The sequence below is a fragment of the Microbacterium sp. JZ101 genome (genome assembly GCF_053903175.1).
On sequence record NZ_CP096400.1, the window covers coordinates 1,109,121 to 1,133,567 of the forward strand.

General features: G+C 71.5%; 24 protein-coding genes. 15 read left to right on the forward strand and 9 right to left on the reverse strand.

Translation table 11 applies throughout. The features are described from left to right. Nucleotides 1-33: 33 nt before the first annotated feature. Entirely contained in the window at nt 34-1,356 is a 1,323-nt protein-coding gene (locus M1D56_RS05055; protein ID WP_271174216.1) for an MFS transporter, read from the reverse strand. A gap of 138 nt (nt 1,357-1,494) precedes the next feature. Here M1D56_RS05055 and rpsO point away from each other — a divergent pair, with 138 nt between their 5' ends. Next, nucleotides 1,495-1,764, forward strand: coding sequence for a 30S ribosomal protein S15 (gene rpsO / locus M1D56_RS05060; protein ID WP_271174217.1), 270 nt, complete (start codon nt 1,495-1,497; stop codon nt 1,762-1,764). 90 nt (nt 1,765-1,854) lie between these two features. On the opposite strand, the gene M1D56_RS05065 is transcribed toward rpsO, so the two are convergent. Then, the gene (locus tag M1D56_RS05065) at nt 1,855-2,982 is read right to left on the reverse strand and encodes an acyltransferase family protein (RefSeq protein WP_282979987.1); all 1,128 of its coding nucleotides are present in this window, start codon (nt 2,980-2,982) and stop codon (nt 1,855-1,857) included. A gap of 169 nt (nt 2,983-3,151) precedes the next feature. Between M1D56_RS05065 and M1D56_RS05070 the strand changes: the two genes are divergently transcribed. Both M1D56_RS05070 and M1D56_RS05075 read left to right on the forward strand, forming a co-directional pair. Then, complete coding sequence (locus M1D56_RS05070) at nt 3,152-4,360, forward strand: LLM class flavin-dependent oxidoreductase (protein ID WP_456285268.1); 1,209 nt, start codon at nt 3,152-3,154, stop codon at nt 4,358-4,360. Nucleotides 4,361-4,365: 5 nt separating this feature from the next. Next, nucleotides 4,366-5,007, forward strand: a complete 642-nt coding sequence (locus tag M1D56_RS05075; protein ID WP_456284873.1) for an FMN reductase — start codon at nt 4,366-4,368, stop codon at nt 5,005-5,007. A 29-nt stretch (nt 5,008-5,036) separates the two neighbouring features. On the opposite strand, the gene M1D56_RS05080 is transcribed toward M1D56_RS05075, so the two are convergent. The 3 genes from M1D56_RS05080 to M1D56_RS05090 all read right to left on the reverse strand — a co-directional run bounded on the left by M1D56_RS05080 (nt 5,037) and on the right by M1D56_RS05090 (nt 8,361). Further along, complete coding sequence (locus M1D56_RS05080) at nt 5,037-5,639, reverse strand: DedA family protein (RefSeq protein ID WP_271174220.1); 603 nt, start codon at nt 5,637-5,639, stop codon at nt 5,037-5,039. 40 nt (nt 5,640-5,679) lie between these two features. After that, a complete protein-coding gene (locus tag M1D56_RS05085) occupies nt 5,680-7,662 on the reverse strand; it encodes a glycosyltransferase (RefSeq protein ID WP_456284874.1) in 1,983 nt (660 codons plus the stop codon). 84 nt (nt 7,663-7,746) lie between these two features. Continuing rightward, on the reverse strand, nt 7,747-8,361 hold the full coding sequence (locus M1D56_RS05090; protein ID WP_455968151.1) for a TetR/AcrR family transcriptional regulator: 615 nt from the start codon (nt 8,359-8,361) through the stop codon (nt 7,747-7,749). A 132-nt stretch (nt 8,362-8,493) separates the two neighbouring features. On the opposite strand from M1D56_RS05090, the gene M1D56_RS05095 reads away from it, so the two are divergent. The 6 genes from M1D56_RS05095 to M1D56_RS05120 all read left to right on the forward strand — a co-directional run bounded on the left by M1D56_RS05095 (nt 8,494) and on the right by M1D56_RS05120 (nt 16,195). Next, nucleotides 8,494-9,831 carry an ABC transporter substrate-binding protein gene (locus tag M1D56_RS05095; protein WP_456284875.1) on the forward strand — a complete coding sequence of 446 codons (1,338 nt, stop codon included), beginning with the start codon at nt 8,494-8,496 and terminating at the stop codon, nt 9,829-9,831. Beyond that, nucleotides 9,828-10,772, forward strand: a complete 945-nt coding sequence (locus M1D56_RS05100; RefSeq protein WP_271174224.1) for a carbohydrate ABC transporter permease — start codon at nt 9,828-9,830, stop codon at nt 10,770-10,772. Before M1D56_RS05095 ends, M1D56_RS05100 begins: the two co-directional genes overlap by 4 nt. Then, a complete protein-coding gene (locus M1D56_RS05105; RefSeq protein WP_282979993.1) occupies nt 10,769-11,692 on the forward strand; it encodes a carbohydrate ABC transporter permease in 924 nt (307 codons plus the stop codon). The genes M1D56_RS05100 and M1D56_RS05105 overlap by 4 nt, the downstream gene beginning before the upstream one ends. 283 nt (nt 11,693-11,975) lie before the next feature. Continuing rightward, entirely contained in the window at nt 11,976-14,261 is a 2,286-nt protein-coding gene (locus tag M1D56_RS05110) for a polyribonucleotide nucleotidyltransferase (protein WP_456284876.1), read from the forward strand. 158 nt (nt 14,262-14,419) lie between these two features. Further along, complete coding sequence (locus M1D56_RS05115; RefSeq protein WP_282979994.1) at nt 14,420-15,484, forward strand: aldo/keto reductase; 1,065 nt, start codon at nt 14,420-14,422, stop codon at nt 15,482-15,484. 108 nt (nt 15,485-15,592) lie between these two features. After that, nucleotides 15,593-16,195 carry a histidine phosphatase family protein gene (locus M1D56_RS05120; protein ID WP_282979995.1) on the forward strand — a complete coding sequence of 201 codons (603 nt, stop codon included), beginning with the start codon at nt 15,593-15,595 and terminating at the stop codon, nt 16,193-16,195. A gap of 193 nt (nt 16,196-16,388) precedes the next feature. On the opposite strand, the gene M1D56_RS05125 is transcribed toward M1D56_RS05120, so the two are convergent. Then, entirely contained in the window at nt 16,389-17,219 is an 831-nt protein-coding gene (locus tag M1D56_RS05125; RefSeq protein ID WP_456284877.1) for an endonuclease domain-containing protein, read from the reverse strand. 484 nt (nt 17,220-17,703) lie between these two features. Between M1D56_RS05125 and dapB the strand changes: the two genes are divergently transcribed. Both dapB and M1D56_RS05135 read left to right on the forward strand, forming a co-directional pair. Further along, complete coding sequence (dapB, locus tag M1D56_RS05130; RefSeq protein WP_456284878.1) at nt 17,704-18,513, forward strand: 4-hydroxy-tetrahydrodipicolinate reductase; 810 nt, start codon at nt 17,704-17,706, stop codon at nt 18,511-18,513. Continuing rightward, nucleotides 18,510-18,974: a hypothetical protein gene (locus tag M1D56_RS05135; protein ID WP_456284879.1), complete on the forward strand. Its 465-nt coding sequence runs from the start codon at nt 18,510-18,512 to the stop codon at nt 18,972-18,974. Before dapB ends, M1D56_RS05135 begins: the two co-directional genes overlap by 4 nt. A 29-nt stretch (nt 18,975-19,003) precedes the next feature. On the opposite strand, the gene M1D56_RS05140 is transcribed toward M1D56_RS05135, so the two are convergent. Both M1D56_RS05140 and M1D56_RS05145 read right to left on the reverse strand, forming a co-directional pair. Next, nucleotides 19,004-19,903, reverse strand: a complete 900-nt coding sequence (locus M1D56_RS05140; RefSeq protein WP_421075991.1) for a TIGR01777 family oxidoreductase — start codon at nt 19,901-19,903, stop codon at nt 19,004-19,006. A gap of 6 nt (nt 19,904-19,909) precedes the next feature. After that, nucleotides 19,910-20,332, reverse strand: coding sequence for an OsmC family protein (locus tag M1D56_RS05145; protein ID WP_271174233.1), 423 nt, complete (start codon nt 20,330-20,332; stop codon nt 19,910-19,912). A gap of 146 nt (nt 20,333-20,478) precedes the next feature. Between M1D56_RS05145 and M1D56_RS05150 the strand changes: the two genes are divergently transcribed. Genes M1D56_RS05150 through M1D56_RS05165 form a run of 4 tightly spaced genes read left to right on the forward strand, consistent with a single transcriptional unit; the run spans nt 20,479 to nt 22,826 of the window. After that, a complete protein-coding gene (locus M1D56_RS05150) occupies nt 20,479-20,916 on the forward strand; it encodes a TlpA family protein disulfide reductase (protein ID WP_271174234.1) in 438 nt (145 codons plus the stop codon). Next, the gene (locus M1D56_RS05155) at nt 20,909-21,472 is read left to right on the forward strand and encodes a DUF4395 domain-containing protein (RefSeq protein ID WP_456284880.1); all 564 of its coding nucleotides are present in this window, start codon (nt 20,909-20,911) and stop codon (nt 21,470-21,472) included. The genes M1D56_RS05150 and M1D56_RS05155 overlap by 8 nt, the downstream gene beginning before the upstream one ends. Nucleotides 21,473-21,506: 34 nt before the next feature. Continuing rightward, the gene (locus M1D56_RS05160; RefSeq protein WP_456284881.1) at nt 21,507-22,316 is read left to right on the forward strand and encodes a thymidylate synthase; all 810 of its coding nucleotides are present in this window, start codon (nt 21,507-21,509) and stop codon (nt 22,314-22,316) included. Between the two features lie 3 nt (nt 22,317-22,319). Next, nucleotides 22,320-22,826: a dihydrofolate reductase gene (locus M1D56_RS05165; RefSeq protein WP_456284882.1), complete on the forward strand. Its 507-nt coding sequence runs from the start codon at nt 22,320-22,322 to the stop codon at nt 22,824-22,826. 30 nt (nt 22,827-22,856) lie between these two features. Here M1D56_RS05165 and M1D56_RS05170 read toward each other — a convergent pair whose 3' ends face one another. Continuing rightward, nucleotides 22,857-24,380 carry an alpha-N-arabinofuranosidase gene (locus M1D56_RS05170; RefSeq protein WP_456284883.1) on the reverse strand — a complete coding sequence of 508 codons (1,524 nt, stop codon included), beginning with the start codon at nt 24,378-24,380 and terminating at the stop codon, nt 22,857-22,859. Nucleotides 24,381-24,447 lie beyond the last annotated feature (67 nt).

Genomic DNA, 24,447 nt, shown 5'->3' on the forward strand with positions numbered 1-24,447 from the left:
GGCCGGCCCCGCGGGGTCGGCCCTCCTGCTGTGTCAGAGCTCGGGAGCCTCGGCGTCGTAGGCCCGGAATCGGGGGTGCGCGCGGACGATCGCGGTCGTGATCGCGACGACGAGCAGCCCGCCGAGCAGCGGCGGGAGCCACGCGCTCCCTGCCTCGCCGAGCCACCCCGAGGCGGCGGTCGCGAGACCGCCCGCGTAGAGTGCGCCGATGCGCGGGCCGCCCGTCACCACGACGATGAACACGCCCTGCAGGCGACCGCGGATGGCATCGGGCACGGCGGACTGCAGCATCGTCTGTCGGTAGATCGAGCTGACGTTGTCGGCGGCGCCGGTGCACGCGAGACAGAGCATCGCGATCACGATGAGCGGCACGTTCGGGCTGCTCGGCCCGACGTCGCCGGGGCCGAGCCATCCGGCCGCGGCCGCCGCGAGCACGAGGCCGAACACCGCGGTCACGACGCCGAACACCTGGATCGCGCGCGTGATCCCCAGGCCGTGGAAGCGGTACGCCGAGATGCGCCCGGAGAAGAGGCTCGACGCGAACGCGCCGACTGCGTTCGCCGCGACGAGCAGGCCCGTCGTGATCTCTCCGCCGCCGAGGACGATCGCGCCGATCGCGGGGAACAGCGCGAGTGGGTTCCCGAAGGTCATCGCGACGATGTCGAGGAGGAACTGGATCCGGATGTTCGGGGCGCGACGTAGGAAGCGCCATCCGTCTGCGAGGGAGGCGAGCCCCGGGCGCGCCGTCGCGCCCTCGGGGCGCAGACGGGGGAGCGTCCACAGACCGAGGAACAGCGACAGCATGAGGACGACGTCGAGCGTGTAGGTCAGGGGGTAGCCGAAGAGCGCGACGAGGACGCCGCCGAGCGCCGGCCCCACCATGACCATGATCCCCACGGTGATGCCGTTGAGCGCGGCAGCGGCGGGGATCAGCTCAGCGCCGACGAGGCGCGGCGTGATCGCCATCTTCGTCGCCGACACGATCGAGTTCGCGGCCGAGTTCACGATCGAGAGCGCGTAGAGCCATCCCGCGTCGATGTGCCCTGTCCACGCGAGCACCGCGAGAAGGGCCGTCGTGAGCCACGTGGCCGTGGCCGCCGCGAGGGCGACCGTCCGCCGGTCGAACCAGTCGGCGAGCATGCCTCCGTAGAGGCCCGCCACGATCATCGGCGCGAGGCCTGCGACCGCGATCATCGACACGGCGAACGTCGACCCGGTCAGCTCGTACATGTGCAGCATGACCGCGGTGATCGTGAGCTGCCCGCCGAGCCCGCCCAGCGTGGATCCGACCCACAGGCGCGCGAACGCGGGGCTCTGCGTCAGGGGACGCAGGTCGAGGAGCACGCGCGAGGACATCGGGGAGAGGCTATCCGCTCTTCCGTGCCCCGCGGATGGGGTAGACTCTGGTGGTTGCCGTTCGATCGGCCGCGGATGAAGAGAGCTCGCGCATCAGGCGACGGGCGCCGCGCAACGAGGAGAGAGGGGATCGAATCTATGGCTCTGGAAGCAGACGTCAAGAAGGCGATCATCGAAGAGTACGCGACGCACCCCGGTGACACCGGATCCCCCGAGGTGCAGGTCGCGCTGCTGACGCAGCGCATCAAGGACCTCACCGAGCACCTTAAGGAGCACAAGCACGACCACCACTCGCGTCGTGGCCTGTTCCTGCTCGTCGGTCAGCGCCGCCGCCTGCTCGGCTACCTCCAGGACATCGACATCGCACGCTACCGTGCGCTGATCGAGCGTCTCGGTCTGCGCCGATAAGGCAGAGCGCGACCAGCGTTCAATCGTCTTCTCGAAGGCCCGTCCCCGGTGGGACGGGCCTTCGCTGTACCCGGGGTCGTGCGCGGCGGATCAGGGCTTCGGCCGGCGTGAGCCGGTCGGGTCGTTCCGTCGGCCGGGGAGCAGGGCAGGGTCCTGGAAGAGCCAGCGGGGGCGCGGCTCGACGAGCGGCCCCGTCAGCCAGCGCACCGGCCGGGTCGAGAGGAGCACCGTGACCGCGACCGAGAGGATGGCGACCGTCGGCAGCCAGATCCAGGTCGGCTCGAGATCGCGCAGCACGCCGGACTCGCGGAACGGGTACAGCACGAACGAGTGGAGCAGGTAGACGTACATCGTGTACTGCCCGAGGCGCGTCCAGGGGGTCTGCCGACGGGGGATGAGCACAAAGAACGCCGCCGAGAGGACGAGCCCGATCGCGAGCGTCGCGAGGCGCATGGCGCCCGCCCACCAGACGCTGTGCGAGAGCAGATCGACGTACGCGTCGTCGTAGAAGAACCAGTAGCGCAGCTCCATCTCGCGCCATGTCTCGATTCCGGTCCAGGCGAGCCATCCGTCGATCGCGAACAGGGCGAGCGCGCCCGCGTACGCCCACCAGGGGCGGTGGCGCAGGAGGCCGAGCCGCTCGACGATGTCGTGCTCGCGCAGCCACCATCCGAGCACGAAGAAGGGCAGGAAGCCGAGGGTGCGCGACAGCGAGAAGGTGCTGTCGACGTTCGGCAGGTATCCGACGCCCACCGAGATGAGCACCGACCACAGGAGCGGCCAGCGCAGCAGGGCGAGGTAGGGCAGCACGAGCCGGAAGATGCCGAGCGCGAGCAGGAACCACAGGGTCCACGACGGCTTGGTGAGGTTGGGGTCGACCTGGCCCTCGACGAGCCATTTCGTGAACCACCACAGGGCCTCGAAGACGAGGTAGGGCAGGAGCACGTCGGTGATGAGGCGCACCATCTGCCGACGGGACGGCGGGTCGGACTTCGAGAAGTAGCCCGAGATGATCGCGAACGCCGGCATGTGGAAGGCGTAGAACGCGAGGTAGAACGCGTAGGCGACGTCCGAGTCGTAGATGAGGCGCTGGATCGCGTGGCCGAGCACGACGAGCACGATGCACGCGAAGCGCGCGTTGTCCCAGAACGGCACGCGTCGCTTCTGCCGGATGGTCCCCGTCGACGCCGTGACCGGCGGCACTGCCTCGCTCGTCATCGCGCTCTACGCTACCGATGCGCGAGGCCCCCTCGAGGATCCGCGCCGCGGGGAATAGATTCGCTCGGGGGCCGTTGAACCAGGTATATTCACTTGCATGCAATCGGCGGGCGGGAATCCGCGCGCGGAATCGGAGGATCTGGTGAGCGACACGACCTCGTGGAGCGGGATGCAGTTCGGGCTCATGTCCGTGAGCGACATCACGCGCGACCCCACGACCGGATACACGCCGAGCGAGGCCGAGCGCATCCGCGACGTCATCGCGATCGCGAAGCACGCCGAGGAGGCGGGGCTCGACGTGTTCGCACTGGGCGAGCACCACAACCCGCCGTTCTTCTCGTCGTCGCCGACGACCACGCTCGCGTACATCGCGGCGCAGACCGAGCGGCTCATCGTCTCGACCTCGACGACGCTGATCACGACGAACGACCCGGTGCGCATCGCCGAGGACTACGCGATGCTCCAGCACGTGTCGGGCGGTCGAATGGACCTCATGATGGGGCGCGGCAACACGGGCCCCGTCTACCCGTGGTTCGGCAAGGACATCCGCCAGGGGCTCCAGCTCGCGATCGAGAACTACAACCTCCTGCACCGCCTCTGGACCGAGGACGTCGTCGACTGGGAGGGCGCGTTCCGCACGCCGCTGCGGGGCTTCACGTCCACACCGCGTCCGCTCGACGACGTCAAGCCGTTCGTGTGGCACGGCTCGATCCGCACGCCCGAGATCGCCGAGCAGGCGGCCTACTACGGCGACGGCTTCTTCGCGAACAACATCTTCTGGCCCAAGGAGCACTACCAGCGCCTCATCTCGCTGTACCGCCAGCGCTATGCGCACTACGGTCACGGCGCGCCCGAGCAGGCGATCGTGGGGCTCGGCGGCCAGGTGTTCATCGCGAGGAACTCGCAGGACGCCGTCCGGCAGTTCCGGCCGTACTTCGACTCGGCGCCGGTGTACGGCAACGGGCCGTCGATGGAGGACTTCACCGAGATGACGCCGCTCACGGTCGGCTCTCCGCAGCAGGTCATCGACCGCTACGCGGCGATGCGCGACACGTTCGGCGACTACCAGCGCCAGCTGTTCCTGACCGACCACGCCGGGCTCCCGCTCAAGACCGTGCTCGAGCAGATCGACTTCCTCGGCGAGGACGTCGTGCCCGTGCTCCGGAAGGAGCTCGCGCAGAACCGCCCGGCGAACGTGCCCGACGCCCCGACGCACGCCGCGCGGGTGAAGGCCCGATACGGCGACGCCGAGCCGCGCCAGCCGCGCCCCAACCCGAACCGCGGCGACAACGTCACGGGCGGTTCGCCGTATCAGGACACCGACACGGCGTCGAAGCCCGGAGCGGCCTTCGGCGCGGCAGCCCGGAAGGGAGCGTGACCGCCATGAGCACCACCCGCATCGTCGTCCTCTCGGCCGGCATCTCGGAACCGTCCTCCACGCGTCTCCTCGCGGACCGGCTCACGCGTGCTGTGATCGACGATCTCGCCTCGCGCGGCGTGGAGACCGACGTCTCCGTCGTCGAGCTGCGCGACCATGCGCACGACATCATGAACGCGATGCTCACCGGCTTCCCGCCGAAGGGCCTCGCGGAGGTGATGGAGCGGGTCGCGGCGGCCGACGCCCTCATCGCGGTGACGCCGATCTTCTCGACCTCGTACTCGGGCCTCTTCAAGTCGTTCATCGACGTGCTCGACCGCGAGGCGATCGAGGGCACCCCGGTCCTGCTGGGCGCGACGGCCGGCACGCCGCGGCACTCGCTCGCGATCGACTACGCCATCCGACCGCTGTTCACGTATCTGCACGCCGAGCCGGTCTCGACCGGGGTGTTCGCCGCGGCCGACGACTGGGGCCAGGGCGCCGACAGCGTGGCGCCGCTCCAGAAGCGCGTCGACCGCGCCGCGCGCGAGCTCGCCGATGCGGTCGCCGGCCGCACCGCGGTCGAGAGGGTCGATCCCTTCTCGCCCGAGAGCTACCTCGGCGAGGGCGGATCGTTCGAGAGCCTTCTCGAGGGCCTCGGGCGCTGACGAGGGGGCCGGCCGCGCGCCGGCCCCTTTCAGCGCCCGGTCGCGCCGCGGGGCGCGAAGCGGGCGATGAGCGCGTCGGTGATCCAGCCGAGGACGAGCGCGACCGCGATCGACACGAGCACGGCGACGACGGGCCCACCGGGCACGATCGCGCCGACGGCGGCCCCGACGAGGGCCTGGTAGGCCGCCCATGCGGTCGCGGCGCCCGCCGCCACCGGCAGGTAGCGCACGGCGGGGATGCGCGTCGCTCCTGCGGTGAGGTTCACCGCGAGCCGCGCGAACGGGATGAACCGGACCGTGAAGATCGCGGCCGCAACGTGCGAGCGCAGACGCGTCTGGGCCCACGCGAAGACGCGCTGGAAGCGCGGATGCCGCATGACGCGCCAGCGCTGGGGGTGGAACGCGCGCCCGAGCGCGTAGCAGGCGGCGTCGCCCGCGAACGCGGCCGCCGCCGCGACGAGGATCACGCCCCACAGCGGCGGCCCCGACGGCGTGAACGACACCGAGGCGAGAACCGTCACGGCGATCTCGCCCGGGACGACCACGAGGAACGCGTCGGCGAGCACGAGCCCGAACAGCGCCGCGAGCGCCCACGGGTTCGCGGCGAGGGCGGAGACGAACTCGTCGATCATCCCGGCAGTCTGCTCCGTCGGAGTGAACGCCGCGCGAACATCAGGGAAGCGGCGGACTCGACAGCTCGCTGCCATCGCCGGTCTGGGCGCGGCGCCCCGCGAGCTCGACGAGTGCGTCGTGCTTCGCGACGAGGCCGTCGCCCGCTGTCCGCCCGCGCATGCGGCGCCAGACCCAGGGGAGCGCGTGGCGGCGCAGCCATCCGCTCGCGGGCGGCGCGTCGGCGTGCAGCGCGTCGTCGAGGTCGCCGAGTGCTCCCGCGTCGGGGATGCCGAGCACCTCGGCCGCACGGTACGCGAGGAGCCGGTGGCCTCGCGACCCGAGGTGCACGCGGTCCTCGGCGTACATCGACAGGTCTCCGAGCTCCGGAAGGGCCTCCACGTCGAGCAGGATGGCCCCGGTCTCGGCTGCGATCCGCCGGATCTCGTGCGCGAAGGCCGCGAAGCGGCGCGCGAAGATCATCGCGGCGCGGCGACGGGGGAGGAACGGGGTGACGAGGAGCACGTCGGCTCCCGTCGCGCGGATGTCGCGGACCACCCGCTCGAGATCGCGCGCGAGGGCGACGGGGTCGGCCCCGTGCCCGACGAGGTCGTTCGCGCCCATGAGGATGGACACGAGGTCGGGGCGCATCGCGATCGCGCGGGGGCCCTGCTCGCTCACCAGGTCGCGCACCCGCCGACTGCGCACGGCGAGGTTCGCGTAGCGGAACGGCGTGTCCGCGCCGCTGCGCTGGGCGAGCAGGGAGGCGAGTCGGTCGGCCCATCCCCGGTACTCGCCCTCGCGCATGCGCGATGTGTCGCACAGGCCCTCGGTGAGCGAGTCGCCCAGGGCGACGAAGCTCGACCAGCGCCGCGTCGCGGGCGCCGACGTCGGCGGCAGCGGCCGGGTGGCACCGCGGGCGAGGAGCGCGTCGTCGAAGCGCCGCAGCCGCGCGGCCTCGGCGTAGTGGCTCACGAGCTGCTCCGTGAGCGCGCTCCAGGTGCGCGCGCGGACGCTCTCGAGCGCCGCCTGGCCGAACGACCGTCGCTTGGCGTCGTCGCCGAGGAGGTCCGCGACGCGGGCCCGCAGGTCGTCCAGGTCGCCGGGCCGGTAGAGCCAGCCGTCGACGCTGCTGCGGACGAGGTCGAGCGGCCCGCCGCGCCCCGTTGCGACGACGGGCACGCCGCTCGCGAGGGCCTCCTGCACCGTCTGGCAGAAGGTCTCGCTCTCGCCGGGGTGCACGAAGACGTCGAAGCTCGCGAGCGCCTCCGCGAGCTCGTCTCCGCCGAGGAAGCCCGTGAACACCGCCTCCGGCAGCCGCGCTTCGAGCCGTGCGCGCTCGGGGCCGTCGCCCACGATCACGAGCCGCGCTCCGGGCAGGTTCGAGAGCACGTGCAGGTCCTCGACCTGCTTCTCGGCCGCGAGACGGCCCACGTAGCCGATGATGCGCTCGCCCGGGGCGATCCGTGCCCGCCAGGACTCGGAGCGTCGGGCCGGGGAGAACCGGTCGGCGTCGACGCCGCGGCCCCATCGCCAGATCCGGTCCACGCCGAGCTGCTCGAGCTGCGCCTGAGCGGCCGACGACGGCGCGAGCGTGAGCGTCGAGCGCCGGTGCAGCCGGGCGACGTGATTGGCGGCGGCGGCGGCCGCGCCGGCGACCCCGTAGCGCTCGGTGTAGGAGACGACGTCGGTCTGGTAGATCGCGACGACCGGGATCCGCAGGGCGTCCGCGGCGACGAGCGCCTGCCATCCGAGCACGAACGGGGACGCGAGGTGCACGACGTCGGGCCGGAACTCCTCGAGGAGGCGGCGGATCCGCCAGGTCGGCGCGAGGGCGACCCGCACGTCGGGGTACGAGGGGAGGGGCATCGACGCGACGAGCGCGGTGCGCGAGCCCAGCGAGTCGGCCTTCTGCCCCGCCGCGCGCGGAGCGATGACGAGGGTCTCGTGGCCCTGCTCCTCGAGATGGCGCACGACCTGCAGAACGGAGTTCGTGACCCCGTTCATGTGGGGGAGGAAGGATTCCGCGAAGAGTGCGACTCTCACGTGTCCAGGGTCCCGGGCGCGGGACGCGCGCGGGGCCGACTTCTCCCGACCTTCGCCGGCTGTTCACCTGAGCCGGGCGGCCGTTCAGCGCGGCGTCACCGATGCCTCCGACTCCGGTGCGTCGACGAGGATCAGGGCGAGGTAGGCCCGGAGGCCGGCCGTCACGTCGACGTCGGGGTCGAGCAGCCACTGCGTCTGCAGCCCGTCCCAGATCGCGATGAGCCCGGTCGCCGCGATCGACGGCTCGATCCCCGGGCGGAGTCGGCCCTCCTCGGCGAGCGCACGCAGCTCGTCGGCGTACTGGTCTCGCAGCGACGCGAACCGGCGGGCGAAGTGCTCGCGCGCGGGGTGCCCCTCGGTCACGGACTCGCCGCACAGCACGGTGTAGAGCTCGGGGAGCCCGTGGTGCCGCGCGTTGAGATCCGCCTGCGCGAGGACGTCGTCGGGGAAGGACAGCCCGGCCGGCGGCTTGTCCACCGCGTCCCGCTGGTCGAGGACCGCGAGGAGGAGGTCGCGCTTCCGGGGGAAGTAGTGGAGGAGGCTCGTCTGCGACACGCCGATGCGGTCGGCGATGTCCTGGAGCGACCCGGCGAGATAGCCCTTGGCGGCGAAGACCTCGAGCGCGGCGTCGACGATCGCGCGCCGTCGCTCGGCCGATCGCGCATACGGGCCGCGCTTGCGCGGAACATCCTCGTCCATGTCGGAATGCTAAACCGGCGCCACGAATTTCGAGTACGTACTCGAATCCTGTGGTAGCTTCGTCGCCACGCGGGCGCACGGCTCGCACGGACCACGCCGACGTGGCCGCTTTCACAGAGACGTGGAGGTCAGATGGGCGCGATCACGCGCAGACAGCTGCTGGGCGCAGGGCTCGGCGCGGTGGCGGCGGGCATGCTCGCCGGCTGCTCGACACCGGGGACGACCTCGGTCAACGCCGAGCCGACCATCCCGCCGGCGACGGGCAAGAGGATCACGCTCACCTACTGGGCCTGGCTCAAGGACCTGCAGAAGGTCGCCGACGTCTGGAACGCGCAGAACCCGGATGTCCAGGTCGAGGCCGTCTGGATCCCCGGCGGCAACGCGGGCGGATACCAGAAGATCTACTCCGCCCTCGCGGCGGGTGGCGGGCCGGACATCGCCCAGGTCGAGATGCGCTCGATCCCCGAGTTCATGCTCGTGAACGGCCTCGTCGACCTGTCGCGCTACGGGGCCGCCGACCACGCGGCGAAGTTCGACCCGACCCTGTGGGGCCAGGTCAGCTTCGACGGCGGCGTGTACGCCATCCCGCAGGACTCCGGTCCCATGGCCTGGTACTACCAGCACCCCATCCTCGAGCAGATCGGATCGCCGCCGCCCACGACCTGGGCCGAGTGGCGCGAGCTGGCGGTCGAGGCGCGCGCTGCGGGCGCGTACCTCGACACCTTCCCGATCGGCGACGCATCCGTGTTCGCGATGTACGCCACGCAGGCGGGCGCGTCGTGGCTGCGGGTGGGCGAGGACGGCTGGGAGATCGACATGACCGACGACGCGACCCTCGAGGTCGCGGACTTCTGGGACCGCGTCGTCGATGACGAGCTCGTCACGACCGCCTACGGCAACTTCACGCCCGCGTGGTTCGCGGCCGCCGCCGACGGCGGGATCGCCGCGGTCACCGGCGCGAGCTGGGCCGACGCGCTCATCCAGGGCGTCGCCGGAGGCGAGGGCAGATGGCGCGTGGCGCCCATGCCGGTCTGGCCGGACATGGGGTACGGGTCGAGCTACCAGGGCGGATCGACGGCTGCCGTGCTCGCGAACAGCCGCCACCCCAAGGAGGCGATGGACTTCGCCGTCTGGATGACGACGTCGCCCGAGGGCATCGACGCGATGATCGAGCACAGCGGGATCGGATGGTCGCCGGCAGCCGACTACATCGGATCGCAGCGGCAGCGGCCATCCGACTTCTTCAGCGGCCAGAACTACAACGAGGAGGTGTTCGTGCCCGCCTCGAAGGCGCAGAACCCGGACTGGGTCTGGTGGCCGATCACGCAGCAGTCCTTCAACATCCTCTCCGACGGCTTCCGGCGGAAGGCGTCCGGCCAGAGCCTCGTCGAATCGGTCCGGCAGGCGGAGGAGCAGATCACGCGGGTCTTCCGGAACAAGGGCCTGCGCATCCGGAAGGCGACATCATGAGCGAGACGCGCACGATCGTCACGGGCGACGCCCGGGTGCGCCGGCGCCCCGGCGTGCGTCAGGCCGCCGTCAGCCGGGCGCCGTGGATCCTCCTCGCGCCGTTCCTGGCGCTCTTCGTCCTCACCTTCATCCTCCCGATCCTCGTCGCGATCGGGTCGAGCTTCACGCGCGTCCAGCGCGGCGGGCTGTTCGGCGAGGAGGGCGTGACGAGCTCGTTCGCGTGGTTCGAGAACTACGCGCTCGCGCTCGCCGACGGCAACTTCATCGCCTCCATCGGGCGGATGCTCCTGTTCGGCGTGGTCCAGGTGCCCGTCATGATCGTCGCGGCCACCCTCCTCGCGCTCCTGCTCGAGTCGGCCTCGGCGATGTGGCCGGGCTTCTTCCGCGCGGTGTACTTCATGCCCTACGGCATCCCGGGCGTCATCGCGACCATCCTCTGGTCGTTCCTCTACGTGCCCGGGCTGAGCCCGGTCGTGGACGTGGCGTCCTGGATGGGCATCGAGATCGACTTCCTCGGAGCGGGATCCGTGCTGTGGTCGATCGCGAACATCGTGACGTGGACGTACGTCGGCTACAACATGCTCATCATCGTCGCCCAGCTCAAGGCCATCCCGGGGGAGCTGTACGAGGCGGCGCGCATCGACGGCGCCTCCGCGTTCCGCATCGCGACGAGCATCCAGCTGCCCCTCATCGCGCCGGCCCTCGTCCTGACGACCGTGTTCAGCATCATCGGGACGCTGCAGCTGTTCGCCGAGGCGGAGGTCCTGAAGACCGTCGCGCCGGCGATCGACACGCAGTACACGCCCAACCTGTCGGCGTACACGACGGCCTTCGCCTACAACGACTACAACGTCGCCGCGGCGCAGGCCGTGCTCATCGCCCTCGCGGCGTTCGTGCTGTCCTTCCTCTTCCTCCGCGTCACGAACAGGAGCGGCCGATGACCCTCACCCAGCCGCGCACGGATCCCGTGCGCACGCAGACGCTCGCCGCGGTCAACCCGACGGGGTCGTCGGCCGCCCATCGCCGGTCGCGGGCGTCGAAGATCATCGTGACGGGCATCCTCGTCGTCGCCGCCCTGTACTTCCTCATCCCCGTCTACTGGGTGGTCGTCGCGGCCACGAAGTCCACGGAGGACCTCTTCTCCACCTTCGGCTTCTGGTTCGGGTCGGACGTCCACCTCCTCGAGAACCTCGGCCAGGTCCTCGCGTACGACGGCGGCATCTTCGTGCGGTGGTTCCTCAACTCGATCCTCTACGCGGGAGTCGGCGCCGTCCTGGCGACCTACTTCGCCGCGGCGGGCGGCTACGCGCTGGCGAAGTACCGCTTCCGCGGGCGCGACCTCGTCTTCGGGACCATCCTCGGGGGCGTCCTCGTGCCGGCCACCGCCACGGCGCTGCCGCTCTTCCTCCTGTTCAGCCAGCTGGGGCTCGCGAACACCTACTGGAGCGTGCTGATCCCGTCGCTCGTGTCGCCGTTCGGGCTGTTCCTCTGCCGCATCTACGCCGATGCGACCGTCGACGACTCGCTCATGGAGGCCGCGCGGCTCGACGGCGCGGGGGAGCTGCGGATCTTCCACACGGTCGGGCTGCGGATCCTGACGCCCGCGCTCGTCACGGTCTTCCTCTTCCAGCTCGTGGGCATCTGGAACAACTACTTCCTGCCCCTCGTGATGCTCGCCGACCAGAGCCTGTATCCGATCACCCTCGGCCTCAACAACTGGCGCGCGCAGGTGGATCGCCTGCCCGAGTTCTACGAGCTGACGACCGGGGGAGTGCTGCTCTCGGTCATCCCGCTCGCGATCGCGATGATCGTGCTGCAGCGCTTCTGGCGCGGCGGCCTCACCGAGGGCGCGGTGAAGTAGGAGTCGCAGGGGTGCGTCCACGGCCCGCGCTGGTAGGGTGGCCGTGGACGCGCCCGTGCGCGTCCGCACAACTGAACACGACATGGAGCAGGCTGGCAGGAAGCTGGTCCCCTGAAGTGGTCTCCCGGGTGCCGCGCATCCGGTGGATTTCTCCTGGTGGCCAGCGCAGGCGAGCGTGAAGCTTCGGTTCTGGCCGTGCGGCCTATATCTGCCTGTTCCTGCTCCTTCGCATGACTCGTCCGTCACATGGACCGGCGAGGTTAAACAAAGAAGGAGAGACCTCTTGGAAGGTCCTGAAATCACCGCCGCCGAGGCCGTTCTCGACAACGGCCGCTTCGGCACCCGCACCATCCGGTTCGAGACCGGCCGTCTCGCGCAGCAGGCGCAGGGCGCCGTGGCCGCGTACCTCGACGAGGAGACGATGCTCCTCTCGGCCACGAGCGCGTCGAAGAGCCCTCGCGAGGGCTTCGACTTCTTCCCGCTGACGGTCGACGTCGAGGAGCGCTCGTACGCCGCGGGCAAGATCCCCGGCTCGTTCTTCCGCCGCGAGGGCCGCCCCTCGACCGAGGCCATCCTCGTCTGCCGCCTCATCGACCGTCCGCTGCGCCCGTCGTTCGTCGACGGCCTGCGCAACGAGATCCAGATCGTCGTCACGGTGCTCTCCATCGCGCCGGGCGAGTTCTACGACGCGCTCGCGATCAACGCGGCGTCGGCGTCGACCCAGATCTCCGGCCTGCCGTTCTCGGGCCCGATCGCCGGCGTGCGCCTCGCGCTCATCCCCGGCCAGGCGGGCAACGACGACCAGTGGGTGGCGTTCCCGAACGCCGAGCTCCTCGAGTCCGCCGTGTTCGACCTCGTCGTCGCCGGTCGCGTCGTCACGGGAGCCGACGGCTCCGAGGATGTCGCGATCATGATGGTCGAGGCCGAGGCGACCGAGGCGAGCTGGAACCTCATCAAGGCCGGCGCCACGAAGCCCAGCGAGGAGATCGTCGCGCAGGGTCTCGAGGCCGCCAAGCCCTTCATCAAGCAGCTCGTCGCGGCGCAGGCCGAGATGGCCGCGAAGTCGTCGAAGGAGCCGCTCGAGTTCCCCGTGTTCCCGGCCTACAGCCAGGAGACGTACGACTTCGTCGCCGCCGAGGCGCACGCGGACCTCGAGAAGGTCTACGTCATCGCCGACAAGCAGCAGCGACAGGCCGCGGATGACGAGGTCAAGGCCCGCGTCAAGGCCGCCCTCATCGAGAAGGTTGAGGCGGGCGAGCTGCCCGCGGCCGCTCCGCTCGAGTTCGGCGCCGCCTACAAGTCCGTCACGAAGAAGATCGTGCGCGGCCGCATCCTCACGGAGGGCGTCCGCATGGACGGCCGCGGCCTCGCCGACATCCGCCCGCTCGACGCCGAGGTGCAGGTCATCCCGCGCGTCCACGGCTCGGCCATCTTCCAGCGCGGCGAGACGCAGATCCTGGGTGTCACGACGCTCAACATGCTCAAGATGGAGCAGCAGATCGACTCGCTGTCGCCCACGACGAGCAAGCGCTACATGCACCACTACAACTTCCCGCCCTACTCGACCGGCGAGACCGGCCGTGTGGGCAGCCCGAAGCGGCGTGAGATCGGCCACGGCTTCCTGGCCGAGCGCGCGCTCGCTCCCGTGCTGCCCAGCCGCGAGGAGTTCCCGTACGCCATCCGCCAGGTGTCCGAGGCGCTCGGGTCGAACGGCTCGACCTCGATGGGCTCCGTGTGCGCCTCGACCCTGTCGCTGCTCAACGCGGGTGTGCCGCTGCGCGCCCCCGTCGCCGGCATCGCGATGGGCCTCGTCTCCGACGAGGTCGACGGCCAGACGCGGTACGCCGCGCTGACCGACATCCTCGGCGCGGAGGACGCCCTCGGCGACATGGACTTCAAGGTGGCCGGCACGAGCGAGTTCGTCACGGCGATCCAGCTCGACACGAAGCTCGACGGCATCCCCTCCGAGGTGCTCGCCGGCGCGCTCACGCAGGCGAAGGACGCGCGTCTGCGCATCCTCGAGGTCCTGAACGCGGCGATCGACGCTCCGGACGAGATGGCGCCGACCGCGCCGCGCGTCATCAGCGTGCAGATCCCGGTCGACAAGATCGGCGAGCTCATCGGCCCCAAGGGCAAGACGATCAACTCGATCCAGGACGACACCGGCGCCCAGATCTCGATCGAGGACGACGGCACCGTCTACATCGGCGCGACCGACGGCCCCTCGGCCGAGGCGGCGCGGGCCGCGGTCAACGCGATCGCGAACCCGACGAACCCCGAGATCGGCGACCAGTTCCTCGGCACGGCCGTGAACATCGCCAAGTTCGGCGTGTTCGTCTCGCTCCTGCCGGGCAAGGACGGCCTGCTGCACGTCACCGAGCTGCGCAAGCTCAACGGCGGCAAGCGCGTCGAGAACATCGAGGACGTCGTGAGCGTGGGTCAGAAGATCCTCGTCCGCATCTCGAAGATCGACGACCGCGGCAAGCTCTCGCTCGAGATCGTCGACGAGGCCGGCGAGAGCGCGTCCGACGCGTCGGAGGCCCCGGCCGAGGCTCCCGCCGAGGCCTGATCGGCTCGCGGAACGGCCCGGTCGCACACGGTGCGGCCGGGCCGTTCCGCGTCCGTGATGAAACAGTTACGACCCGCGGCGCGGCGCGCGCCGCGGGTTCCGGTTCAATGGAGGCACGGGAGGACCGCGGTTCGTCGCACCCTCCGTGAGGGAGCGACATGGATGCAGCGTCACCGCCGGAGCGGCGCGACGGCGCGGCCATCCGCACATCCGATGCGTCCGCGGACGTGCCGACTCAGCCCATCCGGCTCCCCGGTCATCCGTCGGCGCCCGTCCCCGAGCTCGGCCCGGGAATCGGCGCGGGCCTGCGCTCGCCGATCGGGACGTCGGGCGTCGAGGTGTTCCCGCTCATGCTCGGCGGGGCCGAGTTCGGGTGGAACCTCGACCGCGCCGCGGGATTCGCCGTGCTCGACCGCTACGCCGAGCTCGGCGGCAACGCGCTGCACACCTCCGACCGCTTCGGCGCGGGGCGCAGCGAGTTCATCCTCGGCCAGTGGGTCGCCTCGCGCGGCGTGCGCGACGACATCGTCCTCGCCGTGCGCGTCGGCGGCCATCCCGACAACCCGGGCCTCGGCTCGGTCAACCTCGTCCGCGCCGTGGAGTCGTCGCTCGAGCGCCTCGGAACCGATCGCATCGACATCCTCTACCTCGATGCGGCGAGCTACCCGCTGACGTCCCTCGAAGACGCGCTCGCGACGGCCGAGTGGCTCGTCGAGGCGGGCAAGGCGCGCGCGGTCGGGGCCTACGGGTTCACCGCGGACCAGCTCGTCGAGGCGCGGATCCTGTCGTCGGCCGGGTACCCGCGGATCGAGGCGCTCGACGTGCCGTACAACCTCATGCGCCGCGGGGAGTACGAGGGCGACCTGCGGCTCGTGTCCGACGCCCAGGGTCTCGCCGTGACGCCGTCGCACGCCCTCGAGCACGGGTTCCTCTCCGGACTGCATCGCTCGCGTCAGACGATCGGCCAGGGCACGAGGTCTGAGCAGCTGTCGAAGCTCCTCAACCGCCGAGGAGCGCGGGCGCTCAAGGCGCTCGACGCCGTCGCCGCGGAGCTGCAGCTCCCGCACGCGGCGGTCGCCGTCGCGTGGCTCCTCGCGCAGCGGAGCGTGGTCGCCCCGATCGTCAACGCCTTCACGCCGGCGCACGTCGACGAGCTCGTGCAGGGGGTGGGCGTGCAGCTCGGACGCGGGCATCGCGCCGACCTCGCGAAGGCCGCGGACTGACCATTATTCCGCCGATGGCGTAACCGCACGGCGCGTCCGCCGAGGCGTGACCTAGGCTGGAGGACGCCCGCCCTGCGGGCTCCAGGTGCGGACGATGAGGGGGTTCGGATGACGCACTACATCTACCTCGTCCGCCACGGAGAGCACCAGCACGCCGAGCACGGGCTCGAGGACGGGCCGCTCTCCGCGCGCGGAGAGCGCCAGGCGGCGCTGCTCGCCGACCGGCTCTCTGGCGTGCCGTTCGACAACGTGTGGCACTCGCCCCTCGCACGCGCCGCGGAGACCGCGCGCATCGTCGCCGAGCGGATGCCCGCGATCGATCCGCAGCCGCACGCGCTCCTGTTCGACTGCGTCCCGACGGGCATGACCGACGAGACGCCGAGCGTGTTCGAGCCCTTCTTCGGCGGGATCACCGAGGAGGAGGTCGAGGCAGGCAGGGCCCAGATGGCCGACGCGATGAACGAGTTCCTCGTGCGCAAGAACGGCGACGTCCACGAGCTGCTCATCACGCACAACTTCGTGATCGCGTGGTTCGTGCGCGAGGTGCTCGGCGCCCCCGACTGGCGCTGGATGACGCTGAACCAGGCGAACTGCGGGCTCACGATCATCTCGCAGAAGCAGGGCCGCCCGTGGACGCTCATCGCCCACAACGACCTCGCGCACCTGCCGTTCGAGCTGCGCACCGGACTGCCGGAGACCCCGCCGGTCTGAGCCCGCCGGACGGGCCGGGAGGTGCCGTGAGGTGCCGGGCCGGTTCGGATGCGCCGAGCCGTGCCGGGATTCGGATCGCCGGGGCGGATGTGCGCGTGTCGACCTCAGGGAGCGACACACGCCCCACGGATCCGATTCCGCGCACACGCACGGTGACAGACGGCCGTGCATGCGGGCCCCGGGGCGCCTGCGCTCACGCCGTCCGGCGGAGGGCGCCGACGATCGCGCGCTCCACGCGCGGCCAGTTGTGGATGACGAGCGCGTAGTCGAACCGGAGGGTTCGGTAGCCGAGCGCGGCAGCATTCGCGTCTCGGACGAGGTCGCGGTGCCGGTGGCTCTCCCCGTCGTGGTTCTCGCGCCCGTCCACTTCGAGGATGATCCGGTCGCCGACGACGAAGTCGACGCGTCCGACCGTGCGGATGCGCACCTGGCAGCGGAGCACGATGCCCATGCGGAGCAGCCGGATCCTGAGGAGCGACTCGAGCTCGCTCTCCGAGTCCGATCGCGCTGCGTCGACGAGTCGCCGCTGCCGCGCATCCAGACGTGCGCGCACCGCGAGACGGTCACGTCGAGACAGCAGCCCCCGGTGCCACGCGGATTCGAACGCGGCGAAGAACGCCTCATCGCCCTGGCAGCGCGCGAGCTGGACGAGAGCGCGGACGATGTCGACGCGCCCGAAGCCCGTCGCGCCTTCATCCCAGTGCGGGATGCACGCGCACCCCGCGTGCTCGCGCTGGCGCCCGTGCGGTCCCATCGCGACGTGAATCGCGTCGGCGTCGAGAACCCATACGCCGAGCTGGGCGAGCGCAGATGCGCAGCAGAGTGCGCCGCCGTGCCGCGCCGCCGTGACGATGTCCGCGCTCACGTCCGGAGTCGCATAGACCCCAGCGCGCACCTTCCAGATCGATCCGGTCACAAGCGCACGCCGGATGTCGCGCGCAGACGCGCCCGCCATCCGCAGCGTCGATGCGCGGGCCACTCCGTGACGGGCATCGATGCGAGCGGCGATCTCCGTCGGATACATCCCGCCAGCCTCGTCGGCCCGCGGGCCCGCCACCGGCACAGCGCGTCTGCTCGTGCCGGCGCGCGCGTGTCGTCCGCCTGTGCACGAGGCGTCGGCGCGAGACGCCCAGGGGGCGGGTCCGCTGCGGGGGGGGGTGAGCGAGGGCGGGGCGGCGTGCGGGGTGTCGGGATTCGGATGGCTGGGGCGGGTGTGCGCGTGTCGGTCTCAGGAGTCGACTTCAGCACCACGGGTCCGATTCGGGGGACGGATGAGCGAGGGCGGGGCGGCGTGCGGGGTGTCGGGATTCGGATGGCTGGGGCGGGTGTGCGCGTGTCGGCCCCAGGAGTCGACAGCAGCACCACGGGTCCGATTCGGGGGACGGGTGTCGCGACGGGTGTCGCACCGGGACCGCTGGCGTGCCGGACCGCCGGGCGCCGTGCCGCGGGCGGACCGGAGCACGCCGCACTCCGGCGGACGCCCCGGTCGGCCCGCCTAGGATGGTGGCATGACGACACGCGTGGCACTGGTCGGCGGCAGCGGCAAGCTCGGCAGCATCATCCGCGAGGTCGTCGACGGGATGGACGGGTTCGAGATCGTCGCGGTGCTCGGGTCGAGCAGCGACCTCGCCGAGCTCGACGGCGCGGATCTCGTCATCGACGCCTCCACTCCGGCCGTGAGCATCGACGTCGTGCGCGCGGCGATCGAGCGCGGCGCTCAGGTTCTCGTCGGCACGAGCGGATGGTCCGCGGAGCGCGTCGCGCTCGTGCGTCCGCTCGTCGAGGCGGCCGGGACCGGCGCCGTCTTCATCCCGAACTTCTCGCTCGGATCCGTGCTCGGCACGGCGCTCGCCGCGGCAGCCGCGCGGTTCTTCCCGTCGGTCGAGATCGTCGAGACCCATCGCGACACGAAGATCGACTCCCCGTCGGGCACGGCCGTCCGCACGGCCGAGCTCATCGCGGCGGCCCGTGAGACGCCCGTCGACGCGCCGTTCGTCGACCAGCGCGCCCGCGGGCAGCAGGTCGCGAGCGTGCCCGTGCACTCGCTGCGCCGCCCCGGGGTGGTCGCCCGGCAGGAGACGATCCTCTCCGGGCCCGGCGAGTCGCTCTCCCTCGTGCACGACACGATCGACCCGGCCGCCGCGTACGCGCCGGGCATCCGCATCGCCGTCGAGGCCGCGACCGGCGTGCGCGGCGTCGTCGTGGGCCTGGAGAACTTCATCGACATCGGCATCGGCACGCCGCGCCCCGCAGCGGCCGATCCCGTCGACGACGGTGCGACGGTCGCGGGCCAGGCCGCGCGGGCCACGGGCGCATGAGACTGCGCGTCGGCGTCGCCGTCATGACGGCGCTCCTGCTGCTCTACATCCTCGTCGTGGGGCAGAAGGCCGTGTCGGCCCTGTCGATCGGCATCTCGACCGGCGAGCCGATCCTCGCTGTCATGGGCGGCGCGATGATCGTGCTCCCGCTCATCGCGCTGTGGGGGCTCGGCCGCGAGCTCCTGTTCGGATGGCGCGCCGAGCGCCTCGCACGCCGTCTCGAGAGCGAGGGCGGGCTGCCGACCGAGGAGGTCAGCACGTCGCCGAGCGGGCGCCCGGCGCGGGCGGATGGCGAGGCGCTCTTCCCGACGTACCGCGCCGAGGTGGAGGCCGACGAGACCGACTGGCGCGCGTGGTACCGGCTGAGTCTCGCGTACGCCGCTGCGGGCGATACGAAGCGCGCGCGGTCCGCGGTGCGCGAGGCCATCCGCCGCGAACGGGCCGCGCAGAGCCCCGTCTAGCACGCGGCGCGGACGCCCGCTGCGGCCGTTCAGCGCTCGGGCACGACCGCGGCGATCGCGTCCTCGAGGGCCGGGTGGGCGAACGAGAAGCCGGTGGACTGCAGCGCTCGCGGCACGATGTCGGCGTCGACGAGGAGCATGTCGTCGGCGAAGTCGCGCCCGAGCGCGGCGCGGAGAGCCCATGCGGGCGCCGGCAGGGCGAAAGGGCGCCGCAGCCGACGTGCGAGCGCACGCCCGAAGTCGTTCGCGGTCGTCGCGACCGGGGCAGCCAGGTTGACCGGCCCGGTCAGCCGGTGCTCGAGGACGTGGCGGATGGCCGCGATCGCGTCCTCGAAGGAGATCCAGGCCCACACCTGGCGCCCCGAGCCGAGCGGGCCGGCGAGACCTGTTCGCGTCAGGGGGATGAGCGGGCGCAGGACGCCGTCGGGATGCACGACCGGCGCGGTGCGGAGGAGCGCGACGCGGGGCCCGGCGCCGTGCGCGGCCTGCTCCCACGCGCCGCAGAGGTCGGCGAGGAATCCGCTCCCACGAGGTGCGTCCTCGGTGACGGGGCCATCGGGTGAGGACCCGTACCAGCCCGCGGCGCTCGCCGAGACGAGGAGAGGCGGCTCGTCGAGCTGGGAGATCGCGCGGGCGAGGACGCGCGTTGGCGTGAGCCGCGAGGAGTGCAGGCGTCGCCGGTACGCGGGAGTCCAGGGGATGCGCCCCACGCTCGCGCCGCAGAGGTTCACGACGGCGTCGGCGCCTCGGAGGACAGCGGGATCGAGATGAGGAGCGTCGAGCCAGCGCGTCTCGTCCGCGGCGCTCGGGGCGCGGCGGACGAGACGCGTCACCTCCACGCCCGCCGCGCGGAGGTCGTCGACGACGCCCTGGCCGAGGAGGCCCGACGAGCCGGCGACGATGACGCGCGTGAGCGAGGAGGCGGTCATCCCGGGTTACGCGAGCGTCGCCTCGAGCGAGATCTCGATGCCGGCGAGCGCCTGCGAGACGGGGCAGCCCGCCTTGGCCTCCTCGGCGATCTGCTGGAAGCGCTCGGCGTCGATGCCGGGGACGACGGCGTTGACGTTGAGGTGGCTCCCGGTGATGCCGGTGCCGGGCTTGAAGGTGACCGACGCGGTCGTGTCGATCTTCTCCGGCGGGGTGCCGTTCTCGGCGAGCGCGTTCGAGAGCGCCATGCTGAAGCACGACGAGTGCGCTGCCGCGATGAGCTCCTCGGGGGTGGTCGTCGTGTCGGAGCCCTCGCTGCGGGCCTTCCAGTTCACGGGGAACGTCCCGACGCCGGTCGAGAACGAGACGGTGCCGGAGCCCTCGAAGAGGGATCCCTGCCACGAGGTGCTGGCTTCGCTGGTGACGGTCATTGTCGTTCCTCCTGATCGGGGGCGGATGGTCCGCGGCCAGCCTAACGGCGCGGCCCGACACGGGGAACGCCTTGCGACGGCGCCCCTCATGTCATATTCCGCCACCTCGGGTCCGTCGGCACGGCGACGGATCTACCGTGGTTCCGATGACCCCCGCCGCCGCTCTCGCCGCTCTCGTCGCGATCGTCCTCGTCGCGACGGCCCTCGGCGTGCTCCTGCGGCGACGCGAGGGCCGCGCTCGGGCGGTCCGGGCGGATGCCGTCGCCCCGACGGCGCTCGGGCTCGCCCCCGGCGCCTTCGGAGAGCGCGCGACGCTCGTGCAGTTCAGCACCGAGCTGTGCGCCCGGTGCCCCGCGGTGCGGCGGCTGCTCTCCGACGTGGCGGGGGAGAGGGATGGCGTCGCGCACGTCGACGTCGACGTCACGCACCGCGTCGAGATCGCTCGGCGCTTCCACGTGCTGCAGACGCCCACGACCCTCGTCCTCGACGCGCGCGGCGTCCCGCGCGCCCGCATCGCCGGAGCTCCGACCCGCGACACGGTGATGGCCGAGCTCGACGCCATCGAAGGGAAGACCCATGCCTGACGCCCCCGCAGGGATCGATCCGCGCGGCCCCCGCTTCGCCGCCGCCATCACGAGCGCGCTGCTGTTCGCCGCGACGTTCCTCGCCTTCACGGGGGTCTCGACGCGGACGGCGGCGTCGTTCGGCTGGTTCGCCCACCAGCCCGCGATCGGTGCGGTCTTCACGCCGGGGATCGGCGCCGCCTCCGTCTTCGAGCGCGCCGCGGATCCCGGCTTCCTCGCGGTGCTCGTCGTCGCGCTGCTCTTCCTCTGGAGCGTCGTCTCGCCGCGCACCGCGCCGTGGGGCGTGCTCTTCCGCCGCGTGGTCCGCCCTCGACTCGGGCCTCCTGCGGAGCTCGAGGACCCGCGCCCGCCGCGCTTCGCGCAGGGCGTCGGCCTGTTCGTCACGGGGCTCGGCCTCGTCCTGCATCTCGCGGCCGTGCCCTGGGCGGTGCCGATCGCGGCGGCCGCGGCGTTCGTCGCCGCATTCCTCAACGCGGCATTCGGCTTCTGCCTCGGCTGCCGGATCTACCTCCTCTTGCAGCGCGCGGGCATCGTCGGACGCGAGCGCGCCGCCTGAGCCGGCGCGCGCCATCCCGACTAGCCTTGACGTCATGAGCGGCGCCATCCCCACCCCGTACGAGGATCTCCTTCGCGACGTGCTCGCGAACGGCACGCACAAGGACGACCGCACGGGCACCGGGACGACGAGCGTGTTCGGGCGGCAGATCCGATACGACCTCAGCGCGGGCTTCCCGCTCATCACGACGAAGCGCGTGCACTTCAAGTCGGTCGCCTTCGAGCTGCTGTGGTTCCTGCGCGGCGACTCGAACGTGCGCTGGCTCCAGGAGCACGGCGTGTCGATCTGGGACGAGTGGGCTGATGAGGACGGCGAGCTCGGGCCGGTCTACGGCGTGCAGTGGCGCTCGTGGCCGACCCCGAGCGGCGAGAGCATCGACCAGATCGCGAAGGTCGTCGCGCAGCTGAAGGCGAACCCCGACAGCCGTCGGCACATCGTGACGGCGTGGAACCCGGCCGAGGTCGACGACATGGCGCTGCCGCCGTGCCACGCCCTCTTCCAGTTCTACGTCGCGGACGGCCGCCTCAGCTGCCAGCTCTACCAGCGCAGCGCCGACCTCTTCCTCGGCGTGCCCTTCAACATCGCGTCGTACGCGCTCCTCACGCTCATGGTCGCCCAGCAGACCGGTCTCGAGCCGGGCGACTTCGTGTGGACCGGCGGCGACTGCCACATCTACGACAACCATCGGGAGCAGGTCGTCGAGCAGCTCTCGCGCGAGCCTTACCCGTACCCCTGGCTGCGATTCGCCCGGAAGCCGGAGTCGCTGTTCGACTACGCGTACGACGACTTCGTCGTGGAGGAGTACCGCCACCATCCCGCGATCCGCGCGGCCGTGGCGGTCTGAGCCGTGACCATCCGCTCGATCTGGGCGCAGTCGCGCACGCGCGCGATCGGGTCCGACGGGGGCATGCTGTGGCAGCTGCCCGAGGACATGGCCTTCTTCAAGCGCGCCACGACGGGAACGCCGGTCGTGATGGGGCGGAAGACGTGGCTGTCGTTCCCCGAGCGCTTCCGCCCGCTTCCCGACCGTCCCAACATCGTCGTCACGCGCGACGAGGGCTTCGCGGCGGAGGGCGCGCAGGTCGTGCACTCGCTCGAGGACGCCCTCGAGGCCGCGGGGCGGATCGACGACGAGGTCTGGGTGATCGGCGGCGCGCAGATCTACGCGCAGGCCATGGACGTCGTCGACGAGCTGTGGGTCACCGAGGTCGACGTCGACGCGGATGGCGACGCCTACGCGCCCGAGATCGGCGACGAGTGGCGGGTCGTCCGGTCGGAGCCCGAGGGCCCCGCGGAGTGGCTCACGAGCCGGACGGGCACCCGCTACCGCTTCGTCGTGTACCGGCGCCGCTGAGCCCCCGCTGCGGGGGCCCAGCGGCTCGGCTCACGCGCCCAGCCGGAGGCTGACCGTGGCGTACGAGTGCGGCGGGAGCTCGACCTCGAGGCCGCGCGCGTGCGTGCGGACGCCGTCGAAGTCGACCGGCGCGACGTTCTCCGGCTGACCGGGCACGTTGTGCGCGGCCGTGCTGTCGGCCGTGAGCAGGCGGGCCGACCAGCCCTCGACCGACCTGCCGCGCAGGTCGAGGACGACCGTGCGCGGCTGGTCGGCGTCGAGGTTCGACAGGGACACGAGCGCCGCGCCGTCTTTGGTGGACGCCGACGCCGAGATCATCGGCAGGTCGCGCCCGTCGACCGCGCGGGTCTCGCCGTCGACGACATGCGCCTCGAGCGCCTGCGCGTCGTGGTGGCCGACGTTCATCGCGAACACGTGGAACGTGGGGGTCTTCACGAGCGCTCCGGTCTCGGGGTCGGTGAGGAGCATCGCCTGAAGCACGTTGACGGTCTGCGCGATGTTCGCCATGACCAGGCGGTCGGCGTGGCGGTGGAACGCGTCGAAGTGCACGCTCGCGACGAGCGCGTCGCGCAGGGTGTTCTGCTGGTAGAGGAACCCGGGGTTCGTGCCGGGCTCGACATCCCACCACGTGCCCCACTCGTCGAGGACGAGGCCCACGCGGCGGCGCGGATCGTGCCGGTCCATCACGGTGCTGTGCCGCGTGAGGAGCTGCTCGATGTGGAAGGCGCGGGAGAGCGCGAGGTACCACTCGTCCTCGTCGAACTCGGTCGCCGAGCCCTTGCTCTGCCACGAGCCCGACATCGTGTAGTAGTGCAGCGAGACCGCCTGATAGGGCGAGGATCCCTGGCCGTCGCAGCCGAGGCATCCGAGCGCCTTCATGAGGGTCTCGGTCCACTCGAGGTCGTCGGCGTTCGCGCCCGCCGCGATCCGGTACACCGTGTTGCCGCCGTGGTCGCGCACGTACGTCGCGTACTGGCGGGCGAGGTCCGCGTACGCCTCGGCGCGCATGTTGCCGCCGCAGCCCCAGGCCTCGTTGCCGATGCCGAAGAACGGCACCTTCCAGGGCTCGTCGCGGCCGTTCTCGCGGCGCAGCGCGGCCATGGGGGAGTCATCGGCCCGTGTGAGGTACTCGATCCACTCGCTCATCTCGCGCACGGTGCCCGAGCCGACGTTGCCGTTCACGTAGGCGTCGGCGCCGAGCATCTCGCAGAGCTGCATGAACTCGTGCGTTCCGAACGAGTTGTCCTCGACGACGTCGCCCCAGTGGGAGTTGACCATGCGCGGGCGGCTCTCGCGCGGGCCGATGCCGTCGCGCCAGTGGTAGTCGTCGGCGAAGCAGCCGCCCGGCCAGCGCAGGTTCGGGATCGCGAGCTCGCGGAGCGCCTCGACGACGTCGAGGCGGATGCCGCCCTCGTTCGGGATGTCGGAGTCCTCGCCGACGAAGAAGCCGCCGTAGATGCACCGCCCCAGGTGCTCGGCGAAGTGCCCGTAGAGGTGGCGGCTGATCGTGGGGCCGGGGAGGTCGAGGTCGATGACGACGCGGGTGGAGGACATGGGAGCCTTTCCGGGTGAGAGAAGTGATGTAACGATACATTCCGTCGGGCTCCGGGGGAAGAGCGGA